This is a genomic window from Pseudoalteromonas obscura (genome assembly GCF_030135505.1).
Taxonomy (GTDB): domain Bacteria; phylum Pseudomonadota; class Gammaproteobacteria; order Enterobacterales; family Alteromonadaceae; genus Pseudoalteromonas; species Pseudoalteromonas obscura.
The window spans coordinates 518,100-534,796 of the sequence record NZ_JASJUT010000003.1 but is presented as its reverse complement, the minus strand read 5'-3'; the positions used below and the strand labels follow the sequence as shown (position 1 = coordinate 534,796).

Genomic DNA, 16,697 nt, shown 5'->3' with positions numbered 1-16,697 from the left:
TACTGGGAGACACCGTGATTTTTAATACTTTGATTATGTTTATTAGTAAGTGCGGGGTTGCCATCTCTTTGTGTGCATTAGGTATGCTGATTGTGCCTCTGGTGAGTAGTAACCCTGTATTATCAATAGCGCTTATTGCGGGGTTGGTTATTGCAAATGGTGTGATGTATCTGGGATTTTATAAAGACAAACGCAACGCCAAAAATGAAGCTCGCAGGATCTCCGAAAAAACACTTATTGTATTGTCGATGCTGGCACTGCATTGTACCACGCATTTGACTATGCACTTTACGCAACATAAAACCAGCAAGTGGTCGTTTCAGCTTAAGTTGTTGGCAGCAATCACTTTGCAATTGTCGTTGAGTGTGTTTTGGTTTGTCCAAGTGTACGTTTAGTTAATTTGATTGGTTAACACAACACGCTTGAGTCAATATAAAAAGCGCCAGCTATGACTGGCGCTTTTTCGTTGTGTTTAATTTTGCTCGGCAAACTCATCTAATAGCGACCATCTATGCTCTTTACTTTGAGTTCCTTTGCCCAAAATCCAGTAATCATAGCTATTTTGAATGGTGCCTTTGCTTTGCTGAATTGCCAGCCATGTATTGACGTAATTGAGAATATCAACATTGCGCTTTGCGACGGCAAATCCAACCGGGTACTTAAGCTCTGCACCTTTTGGTACCACTACACCATATTCTGGGTAAAACATACTCCACGCAAACCCTGCTTCTGCACTGATAACCAGCGCATCAAAATCACTGCTTTTTTCAAAGAATGCTTGGTGATTACCAAGTTGTTTAACACTGATCTGCTTATACTTATTGGCAACATCGCGCATCAGCGGCTGGTACTCTACATGAGCTAGGCTAAGATTGTCTTTTGTTAATACCTGCTCTTTGGAAGCAAACTCCTTAAGACGGTGATCTTTGGCAACCAACGCCAGCTGCAACTCTAAAACAGGGTTAGTAAAGCGGACAGTGCTTAAATCGATAATGCTCATTTCTAAACCCGACATGGCGATGTCAAAATACCCCTTGCTCAGGTATTCAGCCAGTTGGTGTTTTTTGAATGGAATAAACTCCACTTTCACTTGTAGATCGGCAGCTAATTTATGGGCAAGGCCTATATCAAAACCTACCAGTTCATCTTTTTGGTTGAAATAACTAAAGGGTACATTATCGACTAAGTATCCGACCCGCAGTACGTTACGCTTTTTGATGATGTCGATATTCGTCAACGACAATTCGCCGCTTTGGTATGCTTTTGGCACGTGATTGAGCACATCATTGGGCACTTGATCAGATACAACCATGTTGGCAATCACATCGTCAGCACCTTTGGTACTTTGTGCCAAGTAGTTATTGGTGGTAAAGCTGAGCACCATAAAAGCGGGTAAAAACGCCGACAGCAGAGTGAGATAGTACAGGGAGCGGATACGCTTTAAATGCAGCTGCTGTTTATTGTAAAAGATGCACAGTAGCGTGACCGCAAAGATATAAACAACGGTTGTTGGTGATACCACCTTGGCAGTTAACACCGACATCGACAAATAAAGTTGATAACTGTCGGCCGGAATTTTTAGGCTATCCAGCATATAGGGGATAGCTATGTGTACATTGGCAAAGTAACTGAGCATGGCCGAAAGCGTGACATTGGGGATCTGCTCTAGGGCAATGGGGTTACCTGTTAACCAAGCTGCAAATGTAACGAACATAAGGGTAGTGAGTTTGCCCAAGCTTGGGAACGTATAAGCAATGGGGACTAACACCTCAGCAATGTGATCAGACTCTTCATCACTACGCTTAATTTTTTGTAAATGTGACTTAATGCCCTCGGTGATAACGGGTAGCACGATAAAGACATTTCCTGTACTAAACGCAGTGATCCAGGCATTGCGCATGACTTTGATTAAGTCTCGATATTTCACAGGTGTAAGTGCCGCAACTAGCATTGGCAACAGGGCAAACATGAGGTAAAAACCTAAGCAAATAACCAATACCAAGTAGATTTGTAAATTACTGAGCTCTTCTTGACCGATTGTACCCGCCGTACTGGCGGTCATAGAAAAAATACCAATGGGGAAGAATTTAATCACTTTTTTAGACATCACAGTCAAGCCTTGCCCGACTACTTCAAGCACATCGAGTAATTGGTTTTTCCGGCCATTGGAGATCAGTGCCAAACCCAGTGCAATACAAAATATAACCAGCGCAGGTACATTTCCGTCAGCCATAGAAGCGAAAGGGTTTGACGGGATATACTGCTGAACGAAATTGACATCAGGTGCTTGTGCTACCAATGCTGGGGAGAAAAAAGTCCCCGCGTCATGGCTTGGCAAGGTTAGGGTAAAACACCAGATCACCGCGAGGCCAATCACCCAAAGCGCAACCATGGTGATGGCGGCTTTGGCCAGCACAGTTTTAACCTGATCTGGGCTGAACTTACCCAACCCCACAATCAAACTGACCACGATGTAAGGAAAGATAGTGATTTGCATAAGGCTGACAAAGCCTTCGCCAATTGGTTTTAAAAACGCAACTCGCTCACCAAAAATAAGTCCTGTTGCAATGCCAAGGATCAATGCCCATAGCATCCAGTTCATACTTTTTATCCAGTTGAATAGTTTATTCATGATCACCCGTCGCAGTTAAATTGGTGCGCGATTATATTGAGGTTAGCTGAAATTAATCTGAATGCATGGAATGAAATAATGCGATAGGGGTGTAAGCTTTGAAAAAATATGGATTTGATGCGAGTAAGTATTCACATTTGACCGCAAATTGTATTGCGGCCAAGATAAAAATTCACAGCAAATAAAAACAGAAAATTTTAAAGTTGAAGATTAGATTTCGTAATCTTCACCATTTTTGCTGCGATAGCATTTGCAACGCGACTCTTCGAGCAAAGTGTGCTGAACACCGTCAATAAAGCTCATCCACAATTTGGTGTGCTTGCGGTTTTGTGTGTCGATGGCACTAAATGGCGTTTCGTATTGCACATCATTAATATGGGCTTTGTCATATTTGCCAGTTTCACCAGCAATGTTAAAACTTAATTCAATGTGTAGCCCATCGTCTTTTTGCAATAAAATGGTAGACGGTGCTTCTTTATGACCACAAAGGGCTACAAATTGTTTGGTGTTTTTCAGTCCGCAGTGCTGTCCATCCGCAAAAAACACCATCAAGTGGTTGTAATATACAACGTAAGCACTGACTTGAGTATGAGAGCCAAATTCGAGCGGGCAGTGTTGATCTAAAAATTGTTTTGCAATAACGAGTTTTTGACATTCTTCACTTAGTGGTGGTGTTGTTTGAAGTTGTGCTTTCATTGATGTATCCCCAGTTACCGAAATTAAATTGTTGTGAAACGTTACGGTTGTCACATAACGTGTGCTGATTAATTGACTACAATTTCAGTGTATAAAAAATTATCAATAAATTTCACAAAAAGAATTTTACAGTGTAAATTTTACAAAATCTGGTCAGACCTCTTGTTGTAAAATGGTCGAATTTATGCTCTTTTATATCATGAACATGTAGTAAAAATGTCGATAAAATTGATTAAAGTCGCTTAAATGAGAAGGATTGGTATTAAAATGAAAAAAAGCTCAGAGTTGATGCGCAAGTCTCACTTTCTCGGTACCAAGATCCGTAACCTTCGAAAACGTAACCATTTAACGCTAGAAGATTTGTCTGCGCGGTGTATCCGAGTAGACCCACACACTGCGCCTTCGGTGTCATATTTGTCCATGATTGAGCGCGGCAAACGCACGCCAAGTAGTGATATGTTAGAGAACTTTGCAGAAGTTTTTCAAAAGCCACTGTCGTGGTTTTTAGACACAGATCCCGAGCCAGATGCCATCACCCCACAAAAAGGCCGCTCAGGGGGGATTGAGGGGATGGCACTGGAGCCAAACTTTTTGTTTTCTAATGACATACTACAAATTGCGATACCAGAGATGCTATCGCAAACTGGGATCAGTGGCAGACAGTTTGCCCACCTTTTGATCCGAGCGCATCAAGAGCACCATCAAAACCACTTTCCAGATCTTGAGCGCGCCGCCGACGAAGTCGGTGACAAAAACCTCTATTTAAGTGTTGAAGACTTAATGATGCTAATAAAAAAGCAAGGTCTGAAGCTGAACTGGTTTGATGAAGTGCCAAATGAAGTGATGGATGACAGTGGGCATGTTTTTAATCATTTGATCACCTCTTATTTCGAAGAGCCCAACGTGGTACATATAAACCGTTTGCTTGAGAAAAATTCAGCAAGGCTAAAATATGACTTAGCTGTGCACATTGGTCATAGTGTGCTGCATGAACTAAAAGGACTGCGCTGTGTGTTGCGAACAGGTGGTTTTAATACTGCAGTACTGCCAGCTACAGACACCACACCAAACGCGCAGGATATTCTGACAGCATGGCATGATTTTGAGTCGAGCTTTTTTGCGGGAGCTTTGCTGTGTCCAAAAGTTGCCTACCGTCAGTTACTTGATTCATATGGTTATGAAATAGATATTCACCAACATTTAAATATTTCTCCGTCGGTTGCGATGCGCCGTATGACTGTTGTGTCTCCGTATCCGCATTGGCATTACTTTGACGCCTATTTACCTGGAAAGTTAAAAGCTGTTTATCGCGGCAATGGTATACCTTTACCGTGGGGGAATATGCGCAGTGTTGAAGATCCCTGTCAGCACTGGGCGGTGTTTAGAAAGTTTGTTGCACAGTCTCAGCAGTCAAGTGCACAACTCTCCATTCTCAATGTAAATGGCAAGCCTCATCTATACTGTTGTGAGTCACTTAAAGTGAATGACCTTGTAGAGAATGCCCATGTACTGTGTGCTGGCATAGACCTAAATCCAGCAATTGACGCACAGGGGATAAGTGCTGATGAAGTAGTGCAAGAGTTACAGGCACTTTGTATTAAACAAGGTGGCGCAAGTGTTGTACCATGGCATCTGAAAAAGCAGCTCATGAGCGTAGCAAAAATTCTCAACATCAATTGGATAGACAGAGGGATCAACAATGATGTACGAGTCATTTGCACCAGAGGGACAGCTTGCCCGAGACAGCCAAGCTGCTATGAAACTGGCTAGGACTGGATAAAAGCTTATAAAGAACAAGGCACCAAGTAGATTGATAAAAGCAACGAGCAAACTTTACCGCGAACTTATGCTTAATGTGTGTACGCTTACTCTGATGTTAGTGGCTGTAACACTAAGCAGAGCTGCATACAGTTGTGAGAAGTCCCTACGTGTAAGTATCAGTGGTAATTGGCCACCATATTCACAGCGAGTAAACGGGCAATATGAGGGTTTGGAAGTTGAAGTTGTTGAGCTAGTGTTGAAAGAGGCTGGTTTTTGTTGGCAGTATGTTGAGCTACCTTCATCAAGCCGCGCATTTAAGCAGTTTCAAGAAAACAAAGTTGACCTTATCCCAGCTGCTAGCTTTACACAATCTCGACGAAAATACGCTGAATTCAGTTTGCCATATCGACAAGAAGTAATGTTGCTATTTGCACATCAAGACAACACAGACACAGTGATGCAAGAAAGCTCAATTACAAGCACTGCGCTTTTAAGACACCTAAAAAACAACTTGATTGCAATTAACCGAGGCAGTGTTTACGGACAAGGCTTTGAGGGCTTTCGAAAGGTTTGTGAGGACTGTGTAGTAGAGACCAATTTTGCCCACGAACGTTTTAATTTAATAAAACACAAGCGGGTTGAATACGCAGTAGAAGACATTTTAACAGGTGCTCATTTAACTCAGGAGACTAGTTACAAAGGGGTGATTCGAGCCACAGCGATTAAAATTTACGACAACCCCATTCACTATATGCTAAGACCAGGCATGCTCAGCGAGCCACAACTGAGGCAGCTTAATTTAGCTATTATCAAAAACAGACAACGCATTGAAGAGATTGTTCAAAGGTATAAGCAGCGCTATGGCGCAGACTAACACCATTGAGCCTTACTTGCGTCTATCAGAGTGGTTATTTCTACGCACTTTTCGAGCATGCTTGATTGCCAATACATGCTCGTCAACCGGCGCTGTCCGAGTGGCCAGCCAAAGGATCACTATCGATTCCATGAGGCAGAAGAAGGTTAGTAAAGGGCTGAATACATGTCTGAGGTAAGGAACTTTGTCAATTAAATCGAGATAGTAAAAACTCAGTTCAACCAACGCAATAAAAGTGACGATCACATATGAGAAGTAGATAAAGAGTAAAGCGCCTTCTTGTTTGGTAAAGTAAAAGTGCTCATAGACATCTTTACAAAATTGGCTGTACTTTTGGAGACGGCTGACAATTAGCCGCCTTGCAAAGACGGCGTAAACATAAACCCAGCAATTTAAAAATGCCCATAAGTAATAATAGCTTCCCCAGTGAAAGGCTATCTCAGCTGTAATAGTATCAATAAACTCTATAGTGGCGAGTATTAATAACAGGCATCGCGTATTAATACTCTTCCAGCTGACAAGCAAAGCGATGATCATTACCGGCAAACTAATAAAATTTATTGCATGGTAAATTGATTTTATTGAGAACGCTTCTAGCAAGTGTGTTGGCCTTTCAAAATTACGTGCGAGTACATGTTTTTACTTAGTTTATAGTGTTCTTATTTGTAATGGACCTCTAATAAGATGAATCCGCTATAAAATGATGCAAAGTGACAATCACGCCAAAACAGGCGTCTAATATAATACTTTTTGATGCATTGTTGACCTTTTATTTGTAACTTAGTTTTTTCTGTTCATACAAAGTTTTACTTTAAATACAGTGGGGAAATGTGATAGCAAGCGCATTATTACACATACACAGCTGTGTTATAGGTGTACTTAGTCATTATCAACCGGTAGGGTCCGAATCGATAACCTGAGCAGCAGTAAAGCTTCTACCAAGTAGAGTAGGGTGAGGGCGGGACTAAAAAGTTGTTCTACTATAAATAAACTGCCCAGCACGCCATATTGATACAGCTTGATTTCAATTAGGTTAATAAATAAAAATAGGCTTGCACAGGCATATACAAAAATAAGCCCGCCTTCTTGTTTACTAAAGTAGTAGTTTTTACGAACCTCATCAAAAAACTTAAAATGGGGGCTCAATTTTATTGCTATCAATCTTCTGGCAAATACAACATAGATATAGACCAGACTATAAAAAAAGACCCAAAGGTAGAAGTTGTATCGCCAAGACAGTGCGATATTTGATACCAAGGTGTCGATGGCCTCTACAACGAGTAGGATTAACAACAAACTCCGAGTGTTAACACTTTTCCAGCCAGCAAAAAGCGCAATAAAAAACACTGGCGTTGAAATTTGACCAATTACATAATAAATGTAATTGAGAGGTTCGCTATTGAGCAAGTTATCAATCCTGTGCGCGTTTTACTTTAAGTGAAAAACACTTATTTTAACCAAATAAAACAAGTGCATTAAAAGAAAAGTACTTTTCATCAGTTAGCATCAAAAACTTTGAGCAGCCTTTGACAGGCGCTGTTACGAGCGATCGTTTCTATCTTCAGCAGATTCTCGGTAACTATTCGTTCCCTCTACCTTTCTATTATTTGTAAACTTGCTCTTTATATGCTGTACATACTCATCAATAGGGATATGCCTAATTGATAGTTTTAATAGCATGAGTGCTTCTAGCAAGTGTAAAATAGTTATACTTGGAGGGAATACATTGTTCCTAAAAGGGAAGCTATCAATAATATCATATTGGTACAGCTTGACTTCAATCAGTGCAACTACATGCAATATGACAACAATAAAATACATAAAAGTAATTGCGGCTTCTTGCTTACTGAAACTGAAATTGTTGTATACATCGTTGCAAAACTTTACATGTTTACCTAACAGTTTGGCTAACAATCGCCTGAACAAAACGGTGAACAAAAAGATGGAGCATATGAATACACCATAAATGTGATAATTATTGCCAAGAGTAAATGACCAGTCAGTGAGTAATGTGTCAATGGCTTCGAGCGTTATCAGTGAAATTAATAGCATCCGTGTATTGATGCTTTTCCAAGCAATTAATAGACAGATAAAGTTAATGGGAGTAATGAAAAAAGCAACGCCATCATAGAATGCTTTATAGTTTTCATAGCTAAACATTGGGCACCTACAATTCTTATTTTTTATCAGTACGCTGATTTTTTAATTGTTGTTTGGTTTTCTTTTCAGAAGTAAACCCACATACAAAACAAATCATTATAAATTGGTATACTGGGATGGGCTCCTCTCCTTCCTCCCAAGCAGAAATCGTTGACTCGTTGACTGAGGGAAGTAGTCTTTTCCCTAACTCGCATTGACTCAGCCCTGAATCTAGACGCATTGACTTAGTTACGATAGATATTTCTAACCAAAGTAACTTTATAGCATTGATAATTAGTGCTTTAAACTTCATAAACTTAATATTTCCACTAATATTTCTCCATAGCATTCGTCATCGAAACTTCAATAATGAAAGTGGAAATAAATAGGCTGAGATATTTTGATTGGGAAGGTTGCTTTTCGAGCAAGATGTAAGCCTTGATAATGCACTGTATTTTGATGCGAAGAAAAGCTCTTTATAGTTATTTTTATAAACCATTTTTAAAATTTTATGATAGGTGAAAACTACATTGCAAGTGTCAGAGGATGTTTAAAATATATCGCAAACCTAACACTCACAATCAAATTTTTGTGTTTACTTAGGTTCATCAGGGTTTGGTCCACTGGCACCTGTAGCCCAGCCTCCCTTGACATTTTTTGCCTCGTATAACGAGAGTTCTTTTAGTTTTTTCACAACAACTTTCATATCAAACCTCTTTTAGAATAGTGGATGTTATCCATTTTGTAACTTTGAACTTTTGCTTCGTAATTGATAACATCACAGCTCTTACATTCAGTAAGCTCTTTTGAGGGAAAGAGAAATCAAGTTGTTATTTTTTATCCGAATTCTATACGTTTCTTTTTAAGCTTGAATAGTTGTTTGGCTTATCCGCTTTTCCAATTATAGAACCCCATTTACCTTTCATAGCCAAACTAAGAATCAGGAAAGCTTCAAGCATGTGCGCAATTGAGGCTACGGGACCATATATATTTTCGATAATTGGGAATACAGTGATTACCTCAGCAGTATAAAGAGACGCCTCAATAAATGCCATGAAGCAAACTAAAGTTGCTAATGCATATAGAAAAATCAAGCCACCTTCTTGCCTAGTAAAGTTATATTCCAAATAAATCTTTTCGAAAACTTTAAACCTTGATCTTAAATTGGCCGCGATTAACCTTCTCCCTAATACAGGTACAAAGAAGAATAGTACATTTACAACAATAGCCCAAAGATAAAAATTATTGCCTAAGCTGAATGCAAACTTAAGGGTCAGAACATCGAATATTTCAATGGCCAAAACCACACCAATTAGATACCTAATATTAATATTTTTCCAAGCAACTAGCATAGAAATAACGTATATTGGTATCAGCATATATGAAATTGCATCATATATAGCAGCAAATTTTTCATAAGCAAACATCAGATATATCCTTTAATTTCTCTTATTCTCTGGTTGTTGACTTTCGAGTAGTTGTTTAGTTTTTTCTTCCGGACTAAAACCGCAAATAAAGCATATTAAAAAATAACTCGTTAATGGGACTGGAGTTTTACCAGTTTCCCAATTGGATATCGTTGCTTGGTCCACTACAGGGATAAGTTTCTGTCCTAATTGACTTTGAGTGAGCCCGGCATCCTTACGCATCGATCTTATCGACTTGGCTGCTTCTCCCCATAAGCCATTAAACAATCCTAGTTGTCGAATTCTAAGTTTCATATGTTCCAACATTACCTTTTGATAACAAATTTAACAAAAGCTATCACTGAAAAGCCTGTAATTGCAAGCATTTAGCGATGCATAGCAGCTAATATTAATATTATCATGTTATCTAACTGGTAATTTAACGTTTACTCGATTTTTTTAAACCTGATGTTTATTAAATATTTCATTTGTTGCGGTTGATAATATCAAGGTGTTTTTAAGAAATAAACCTTGAAGTGACAAAAAATTAAAAAATTTATTGTTTTTTATAACAGGGTGTTTAATGACAAAGTATTAGTGTAACGTGGAATGTTTTTTAATGAATTTTATTGTATTGTTCATTTATTATGAACAATAAAAAGCTGAAGAATCACAGTGTAATGCTATATTATCATTATTGCATCGCCATATTGGATATAAAAACGCAATAATTTAATTTTAAGATACCCGTCTGTTTTTCAAACTCACTCGCTTGTTCAAGATTGTTTTTTAATCACCTTGAGTCAATGAGCGTATTTAACTACGCATTGTTATGGTTGAAAGATCAAACAAAAAAGTTTGCTTTGTGCAGCATTGGTTGAGTGTTCGTCACCGTCTGTATTTAGCTTGGACGGGTGTTAGTTCACACAGTATGCATAGTTGATGTGCATTCAGAAGTTAGTTGAAATGGTGTGATTGAGTATTTACACGTACAAGAGGCTAAAGTTAAATAAAAGGCACTTTTGGAGCCTGAATATGGATATTGATGTTGGCTTTTTCTAGGTGCTTACTCGGCCATTCAGTAGGTAGTACAAGCAAAGCAGACAAGGGCTGTCTATGGGGCAAATTGTAGGTACAAAAAACGGTGTAAGTTGAATAATCCTTACACCGTTTTGTGGGAGAACTCTGGGCTACTTTGATAAAAGCAGCCCTTAAAATAGGTCTTAATTAATCACTACACGTGGTCCAGGTTTGCCCATCAGTACTGCATTCCTGCACATAAGTACCATCGTCTTGATATGTTTGGCGCTGCCATGTGCCATCGCTGTCTCTTGAGGTGATGATACGGTTGTCACCCGAATCATCGGTAATGCGCTTGTGCCAAGAAGAAAAAGGAATGTTGACGTCATCTTCAAACTCGTAGCCTGCCAAAGAGAAGTACGCCACCAACACAATTACGTCTAGAATCTCTGACTTACCACTCATATTTAACCAGTCGTCGAGCTCAGCGATTGAATTTGCATCTTGATGAAACTCGGTCAAATACGAAACTCTATCTTTACTGTAAGACACAGATAGAACGCGATTCTTTGTATCACTAAAGTCAACTTTGTCATCACAAGCTTGCTGTTGTGATGTGCGCTCGATGCGTTTCCAGTTGTTTAGCTCATAGGTTATGCCGTCAATTTTGACTTCTAATTTCTCAGACTGGAAGCAGTGGCCGATATCGTCAGCACTGTTTTTTACCAAATCTGTTGATTGAATATAGGTGTGGTTATCGCTCCAAGGACTGGTTATTCTTTTACGGTCATATTGGACAAATAACACCGTCTCAAGATTGTCATCCATGCGTACGCGCTGATTAACTGGTGTACTTCCGTCTTTTCCATAAATAAGAATACTTCTATACCAAACAAGCTCGTTGCTATCTGGTTGCGCTGGCGGTGTATCGAGATAGTGAAGAACACGAATTTCATGCGCGTCTACATACTCTTTTGCAAGCTTTAGATATTTCTCAACACTTGCTTGAAGTCCTTTAACAATGTCTTCAGCAAGTTTTTGTAATGCTTCGTCACCGCTCTCGATATAGTCACTGAAGAGTTGCTGCTCAGAAATATTGTAATGCTCAATAACCTGAACGATGGTTTCGCGCATTACAATTTTTAGCTGCTCTTGAAGCGCATTGTCTGCAAGTATCGCGGTACATGTTTTGTCTTTATATACATCGGTTTTGTATAGCGACTGCCACAGTACCGTGGTAAGTGGTGTAATGTGCTGCTGATCTTCACCTTCTAGGCTCGTTAGAGTAGGTGGGAGAACCATTTGATATGCTTTTGTCACTTCACCAAGATCTTCGTCAATGGCACCAACTGGCACATCTACATAAGTTGGTACATAGGCAGCGCACTGGGCTTGCTCTTCAGTGAGTTCTAATTCATAGCTGCCTTTATCTGTTGAAATTACAGAGGGTTCGTTCTCATCTTTAACCGCATTGTTATTTAAATCAAGCCAAACGGTTGCTCCTTGCACGTAGCCGTCTATCACTCGTCCACGTCGAGCATAGCGGCTATGATCATCCGTAATGGGTGGGTTGGTTGCGGTATTTCCGCCATTGTTATTCACCGTACCTGTGGTTGTATTGTTATTATTTGACGCTGTCGAGCCGGTATTTTGGCTAGGCGTATTATTGTTATTACTCAGATCAATACTGGGTCCTTTGGGGCCACCGCCGCCGCCACCACAGCCCGTAAATAAGGTACTACAGAGTATGGCCAGTGAGAGGGTCTTTAAATGTGATTTATACATGCACGTTCCTTATTATTGGCGCAGGCTTATTGGTTACTGCTGAATTTAGATCAAATGTGTCTTTAACTATTGTTATTAGAATCTCGACTAGCTCAGTTCTATTAAAGGCTCAGGCTAGGTCAATGTGGTCATTATAGGGAAACTCACTGTGTTACAGGTAGCGAAAAACAGACAAAAATGCGTAATAATCTGCCTTAAATCACAAATAACAACAAAGTTTGATAATTGCTAAGTTGTTGTTATTATGTAGAGCAGGTACAGAGTCTATCAACGTTAAGTATAAAAATAAGCAATAAAAACAATATATTAATAATATGCATAGTAATCTCATCACCGCGCTTTATGTCGGTTTTTTAATTATTTTTAGTGTGCTTTTTAGCAGCGAAAGCTTTGGCAAATCTGATACGCATTTGGCTTTGGGCGTGGGAGATGGATTGCCGGGCAATCGTGTGTTTGACATCGAACGTGATCACCTTGGGTTTATGTGGATTGCCACCGGTCAAGGCCTTGCCCGATTTGATGGTGCTAACACGGTGCGCTTTTTCGCTCATAAAACACCAAATACAAGCCAGTCGACACGCGTGCGTGATTTATTGTTTGATTCTCAAAATCGATTATGGGCTGTTGGAGATCAGGGCGTCGGAGTACTAGGTGCTAAAAGTGAGCGCTTTGAACAGATAGAGCCGTCACAGCCACACCCACAGTTAAATGCATACAGTGTTTTTGAATCAAGCGATGGTATCGTATGGGTTGGCGCGAGATCTGGCCTTTACCAGTTTGTACAAAATCAACTTAACCCATTAACGCTGATGCTGGATGGACGTTTAATTACGCCTCAAGTTTTATCGATAACCGAGGTCGAGCAGTCCAAAATGATGCTCGCGACTGATAGCGGTATTATGCTTGTTGATACGAATACGTTGCGAGTAGAGTACTTATTACAAGAAAATGGCCAGCCAACTTTTGCTGACAAAGTGTGGCGTCTAAATAATGGTTCAATTTGGTTAAGCATTCATGGCTATGGTTTGGCTACCTATGAGCCCAACGAGCGTAAGCTCGATATGCGCTATATCGACGAGAACGAGTTTGACACTGTTGGTTATGTATTTGATATCCAAGAAAGTGGAAGCAAGCTTTATGCTGCGTCACTGAACACCGGTCTACTGACTTTAAGCAATGGTAAGGTGGAGGTCAGTAATGGATTACCGCCATTGCTCTCACTATATCAAGATCAACAAGTAAAGGCTTATGGCACTTACAGCGAAGGTGTTTCGCTGCTATCAGCCAATCACAATGCAATTAAAAACCGAGCGTTTACTCACCCAAGCGAAACCGAGCAGTATGAAATTAATGATGTAATAATTGCGGATGAGTCTATTTGGCTTGCTGATCAATTAGCTGGAGTATGCCGTTACTCGCTGGAGGGGGACTTTCAACGCTGTCTTGATACCGAAGACTTATCAGCTCAAGCTATGGCTGTATCACCGAGTAAACATGTGTGGATCAGCCTCTATAAAAGCTTGGTAAAGGTCGAACCCCAATCATTGACTGTGGTTCAACAGTTTGACTTTGAAAAATATAATATCCCCGATGCGATATACAGCATTGCAATTCAAGATGAGCAAACCATTTGGCTGTCCCATAGTTTTGATGGTTTGACGCGGCTAAACCCACATACCAAACTCATCGAGCGATTTCATAGTGGAAACTCAGGCCTGTTAAGCGATGAAATACATAGCTTGGTTCTTCATAAAAACCTCCTGTGGGTGGCTACATCAAATGGGCTGCAAGCGTTTGATGTCAGTACACAGCGCTTTGAACTAAAAACAGAGTTAGGTGAAGGGGTTTCAAATGCGGTTTATGATCTATTTCTCAGCCCAACTGACTTCTTATTTGTTCAAACTGAAAGTGGTTTACGGGCACTCGATCTCAAAACCCAGTCATGGAAGCCCCTACCTGACAAGCTCAACAAACTGACAAATACCAGTATTGTGTTTGATGAAACGGGCTATGCGTGGTTTGCCAGTAGTTTTGGTGTGATGGGATGGTCTCCTGACAGTTCAGATTCGAAGGTTCGCTATTTTGACAAAGGGGATGGCCTGTTTACACAAGGGTACTTAGGTAGTGCTGGTACTGTTTTTGAGCGACAACTTGTTTTTATTGCGCCAGATGGCATGACTTTACTCGGCCCTGACAAACTTGGTTTTTCTGATGCGATGCCTAAAGTAAGTGAGTTTGAACTCACTTTTGCAAACGGGCAATCGAAGCGCTATTTTCATCAAGAGAATTTGTTGGCGCTTCCTTACGAGCACGCAAGTATGCGCTTTGTGCTTGCTAACAACAACTTTACCAGTGTTTCTAAACAACAATTTAGGTATAAGCTTGAAGGGGTCGCTAACACTTGGGTGGATCTTGGAAAAAGCCGTGTATTAATGATCCCCAAACTGGCTCATGGCCAATACAACTTGCTACTGCAAAGTACAGACAGTGACGGAAATTGGTCGCAGAACATCAGTGGATTTTCTTTTACGATTAAAACGCCATGGTATGCGACTGTGTGGGCGTATTGTGTATATGCTCTCAGTGCGATATTGATGTTATATATTGTTTATCAAATTCGCATTGCAGCTTTGAAACGGATCCAAACCGCATTGGAGACCGAAGTTGCTGAGCAAACACGAGAAATAAGTAAACAAAACAAGCTGCTTACAGAAAAGTCTGAGGCATTGGCACAAGCACAGGCACAGCGAACTCTGCTATTAAAAACACTTTCTCACGAACTTATGACGCCTGTTTCTTTAATTCAAGGGCCAGCTGAGCAACTCAACAGAGCTCAACAGCCTGATGAGCGCAGCAAAATGGCAAACATCGTGATTAGCAATGCCAAGCGTTTAAAGGTATTAATAGAGCAGTTAATGCGGGTGTCTAACCTTAATCAAGAATCTCAGTTGCCGATTGTCAGCCCGACGCAGTCACTCACCAGCTTTAATTTGTCCCAAATTTGTCTAGAGCAGATAGCTGCATTTGGCCCAATGGCTGAACAAAGCGACATTACGCTTAACACAAATGTTGAAGACGATATCCATGTTTTGGCTCGCCCAGATCAACTCGAACAATGTGTGAGTAACTTATTAAGCAATGCGATTAAATATAGCGCTGTGGGTAAAACTGTATCCCTCACTCTGAGTTTGCAAGGTGATGAAACAGAGCCCCGCTGTATTTTGCAAGTTCAAGACGAAGGGGTAGGTATTGAACCAAGTGAATTGGATGCCATTTTTACACCCGAATATCGAACCGATACAGGTAAACGGCAAAACGTTGGCTTGGGCATCGGATTGAGTGTTGTAAAGGCGATCACAGATGAACTGAACGGGTCCATTGATGTTGTGTCGTCGTTAGGCAAGGGCAGTGAGTTTAGTTTGGCCTTCAATGCACTTCCTGCCATATCGGGTTCTGAAAATGAGGCCCTAGTATCTAGTTCGCGCCATGATTTGAGCGATAAGACTGTTCTTATCGTCGACGACACGCCAGATATGTTGACTTTGCTCAGTAGTATTTTTGAGCATGACTATAAAGTAGAGGTTGCTGTCGATGGTGCACAAGGCCTTGAAGTGGCAAAAGCACAACTTCCAGATCTGATTATTTCCGATGTGATGATGCCAAAGCTTGATGGTTTTGGATTACTGAGCCGTATTAAACAAGACCCGTTAACTGCGCATATTCCGGTTATTTTGTTAACGGCCAACTTAAATGAACAGAGAGAGCTTGAAGGACTCAGCCGTCAAGCCGATGATTACATAACTAAACCGTTTAGCGTACAAGCGTTAGAGCTTAAAGTCCGCAATGTGTTTTCGCACTATGCAGCCAATGCTGCAAGATGGCATGCGCGCATTGAGCAAAGGGATAAAAAAGCAGCTGACAGTTTACCTATGTTGCCAAAATTTGAGTTTAAAGATGAACCTCACATCTATGACTTTTTGGATAAACTAGATGGGGTTATCCACGAGCGCTACCAAAACCCAGACATTACCGTGTCTGAGCTTGCTAAAGAGATGGCACTGAGTGAGCGGCAACTGCATCGAAAACTCACGGCGATCATTTCCATGGGGGCAAATGAGTACCTTAGAACGTACCGCCTGTATCAAGCGATCACCCCTTTATTGCATGGTAAAAGTGTGGCGGTTGTGTCGGAACTGGTTGGGTTCAATTCGGCATCTTACTTTAGTGCATGCTTTAAAAAGCAATATGGCATGACGGCCAAAAGTTATGTGCAAAAGCAACGAGATAAACACCAGTTAAAATTGTAATAATGTCAAAATAGCCAGTGTTGAGTGCTAAGTATTCCTCAACATTGGCAATAGAGTTATACATTTAAAATACTCAG

General features: G+C 40.5%; 13 protein-coding genes. 4 read left to right on the top strand and 9 right to left on the bottom strand.

Annotated features, from left to right (window positions below; all coding sequences use genetic code 11):
* Window positions 1–14: 14 nt before the first annotated feature.
* Window positions 15–395, top strand: a complete 381-nt coding sequence (locus QNM18_RS10425) for a DUF1294 domain-containing protein (protein ID WP_211010829.1) — start codon at window positions 15–17, stop codon at window positions 393–395.
* Between the two features lie 77 nt (window positions 396–472).
* Here QNM18_RS10425 and QNM18_RS10420 read toward each other — a convergent pair whose 3' ends face one another.
* Complete coding sequence (locus QNM18_RS10420) at window positions 473–2,632, bottom strand: cation:dicarboxylate symporter family transporter (RefSeq protein WP_284137150.1); 2,160 nt, start codon at window positions 2,630–2,632, stop codon at window positions 473–475.
* A 210-nt stretch (window positions 2,633–2,842) separates the two neighbouring features.
* Window positions 2,843–3,328: an aldolase/citrate lyase/malate synthase family protein gene (locus QNM18_RS10415; protein ID WP_211010833.1), complete on the bottom strand. Its 486-nt coding sequence runs from the start codon at window positions 3,326–3,328 to the stop codon at window positions 2,843–2,845.
* Between the two features lie 267 nt (window positions 3,329–3,595).
* Here QNM18_RS10415 and QNM18_RS10410 point away from each other — a divergent pair, with 267 nt between their 5' ends.
* A complete protein-coding gene (locus tag QNM18_RS10410; protein WP_284137149.1) occupies window positions 3,596–5,098 on the top strand; it encodes a DUF3612 domain-containing protein in 1,503 nt (500 codons plus the stop codon).
* Window positions 5,099–5,174: 76 nt separating this feature from the next.
* The gene (locus QNM18_RS10405; protein WP_284137148.1) at window positions 5,175–5,963 is read left to right on the top strand and encodes a substrate-binding periplasmic protein; all 789 of its coding nucleotides are present in this window, start codon (window positions 5,175–5,177) and stop codon (window positions 5,961–5,963) included.
* 12 nt (window positions 5,964–5,975) lie between these two features.
* Here QNM18_RS10405 and QNM18_RS10400 read toward each other — a convergent pair whose 3' ends face one another.
* The 7 genes from QNM18_RS10400 to QNM18_RS10370 all read right to left on the bottom strand — a co-directional run bounded on the left by QNM18_RS10400 (window position 5,976) and on the right by QNM18_RS10370 (window position 12,313).
* Window positions 5,976–6,500, bottom strand: a complete 525-nt coding sequence (locus QNM18_RS10400) for a hypothetical protein (RefSeq protein WP_284137147.1) — start codon at window positions 6,498–6,500, stop codon at window positions 5,976–5,978.
* Window positions 6,501–6,842: 342 nt separating this feature from the next.
* The gene (locus tag QNM18_RS10395) at window positions 6,843–7,370 is read right to left on the bottom strand and encodes a hypothetical protein (protein WP_284137146.1); all 528 of its coding nucleotides are present in this window, start codon (window positions 7,368–7,370) and stop codon (window positions 6,843–6,845) included.
* Window positions 7,371–7,502: 132 nt separating this feature from the next.
* Window positions 7,503–8,123: a hypothetical protein gene (locus QNM18_RS10390; protein WP_284137145.1), complete on the bottom strand. Its 621-nt coding sequence runs from the start codon at window positions 8,121–8,123 to the stop codon at window positions 7,503–7,505.
* A 16-nt stretch (window positions 8,124–8,139) separates the two neighbouring features.
* Window positions 8,140–8,415, bottom strand: a complete 276-nt coding sequence (locus QNM18_RS10385) for a helix-turn-helix domain-containing protein (protein WP_211010844.1) — start codon at window positions 8,413–8,415, stop codon at window positions 8,140–8,142.
* 535 nt (window positions 8,416–8,950) lie between these two features.
* Window positions 8,951–9,529: a hypothetical protein gene (locus QNM18_RS10380; RefSeq protein WP_211010846.1), complete on the bottom strand. Its 579-nt coding sequence runs from the start codon at window positions 9,527–9,529 to the stop codon at window positions 8,951–8,953.
* A gap of 12 nt (window positions 9,530–9,541) precedes the next feature.
* Window positions 9,542–9,823 (bottom strand): helix-turn-helix domain-containing protein, encoded by a 282-nt coding sequence (locus tag QNM18_RS10375; RefSeq protein ID WP_023402153.1) that lies wholly within the window; start codon window positions 9,821–9,823, stop codon window positions 9,542–9,544.
* Window positions 9,824–10,735: 912 nt separating this feature from the next.
* Window positions 10,736–12,313, bottom strand: coding sequence for a hypothetical protein (locus tag QNM18_RS10370; protein WP_284137144.1), 1,578 nt, complete (start codon window positions 12,311–12,313; stop codon window positions 10,736–10,738).
* Window positions 12,314–12,627: 314 nt separating this feature from the next.
* On the opposite strand from QNM18_RS10370, the gene QNM18_RS10365 reads away from it, so the two are divergent.
* A complete protein-coding gene (locus QNM18_RS10365; protein ID WP_284137143.1) occupies window positions 12,628–16,620 on the top strand; it encodes a hybrid sensor histidine kinase/response regulator transcription factor in 3,993 nt (1,330 codons plus the stop codon).
* The last annotated feature ends 77 nt before the right edge of the window (window positions 16,621–16,697 follow it).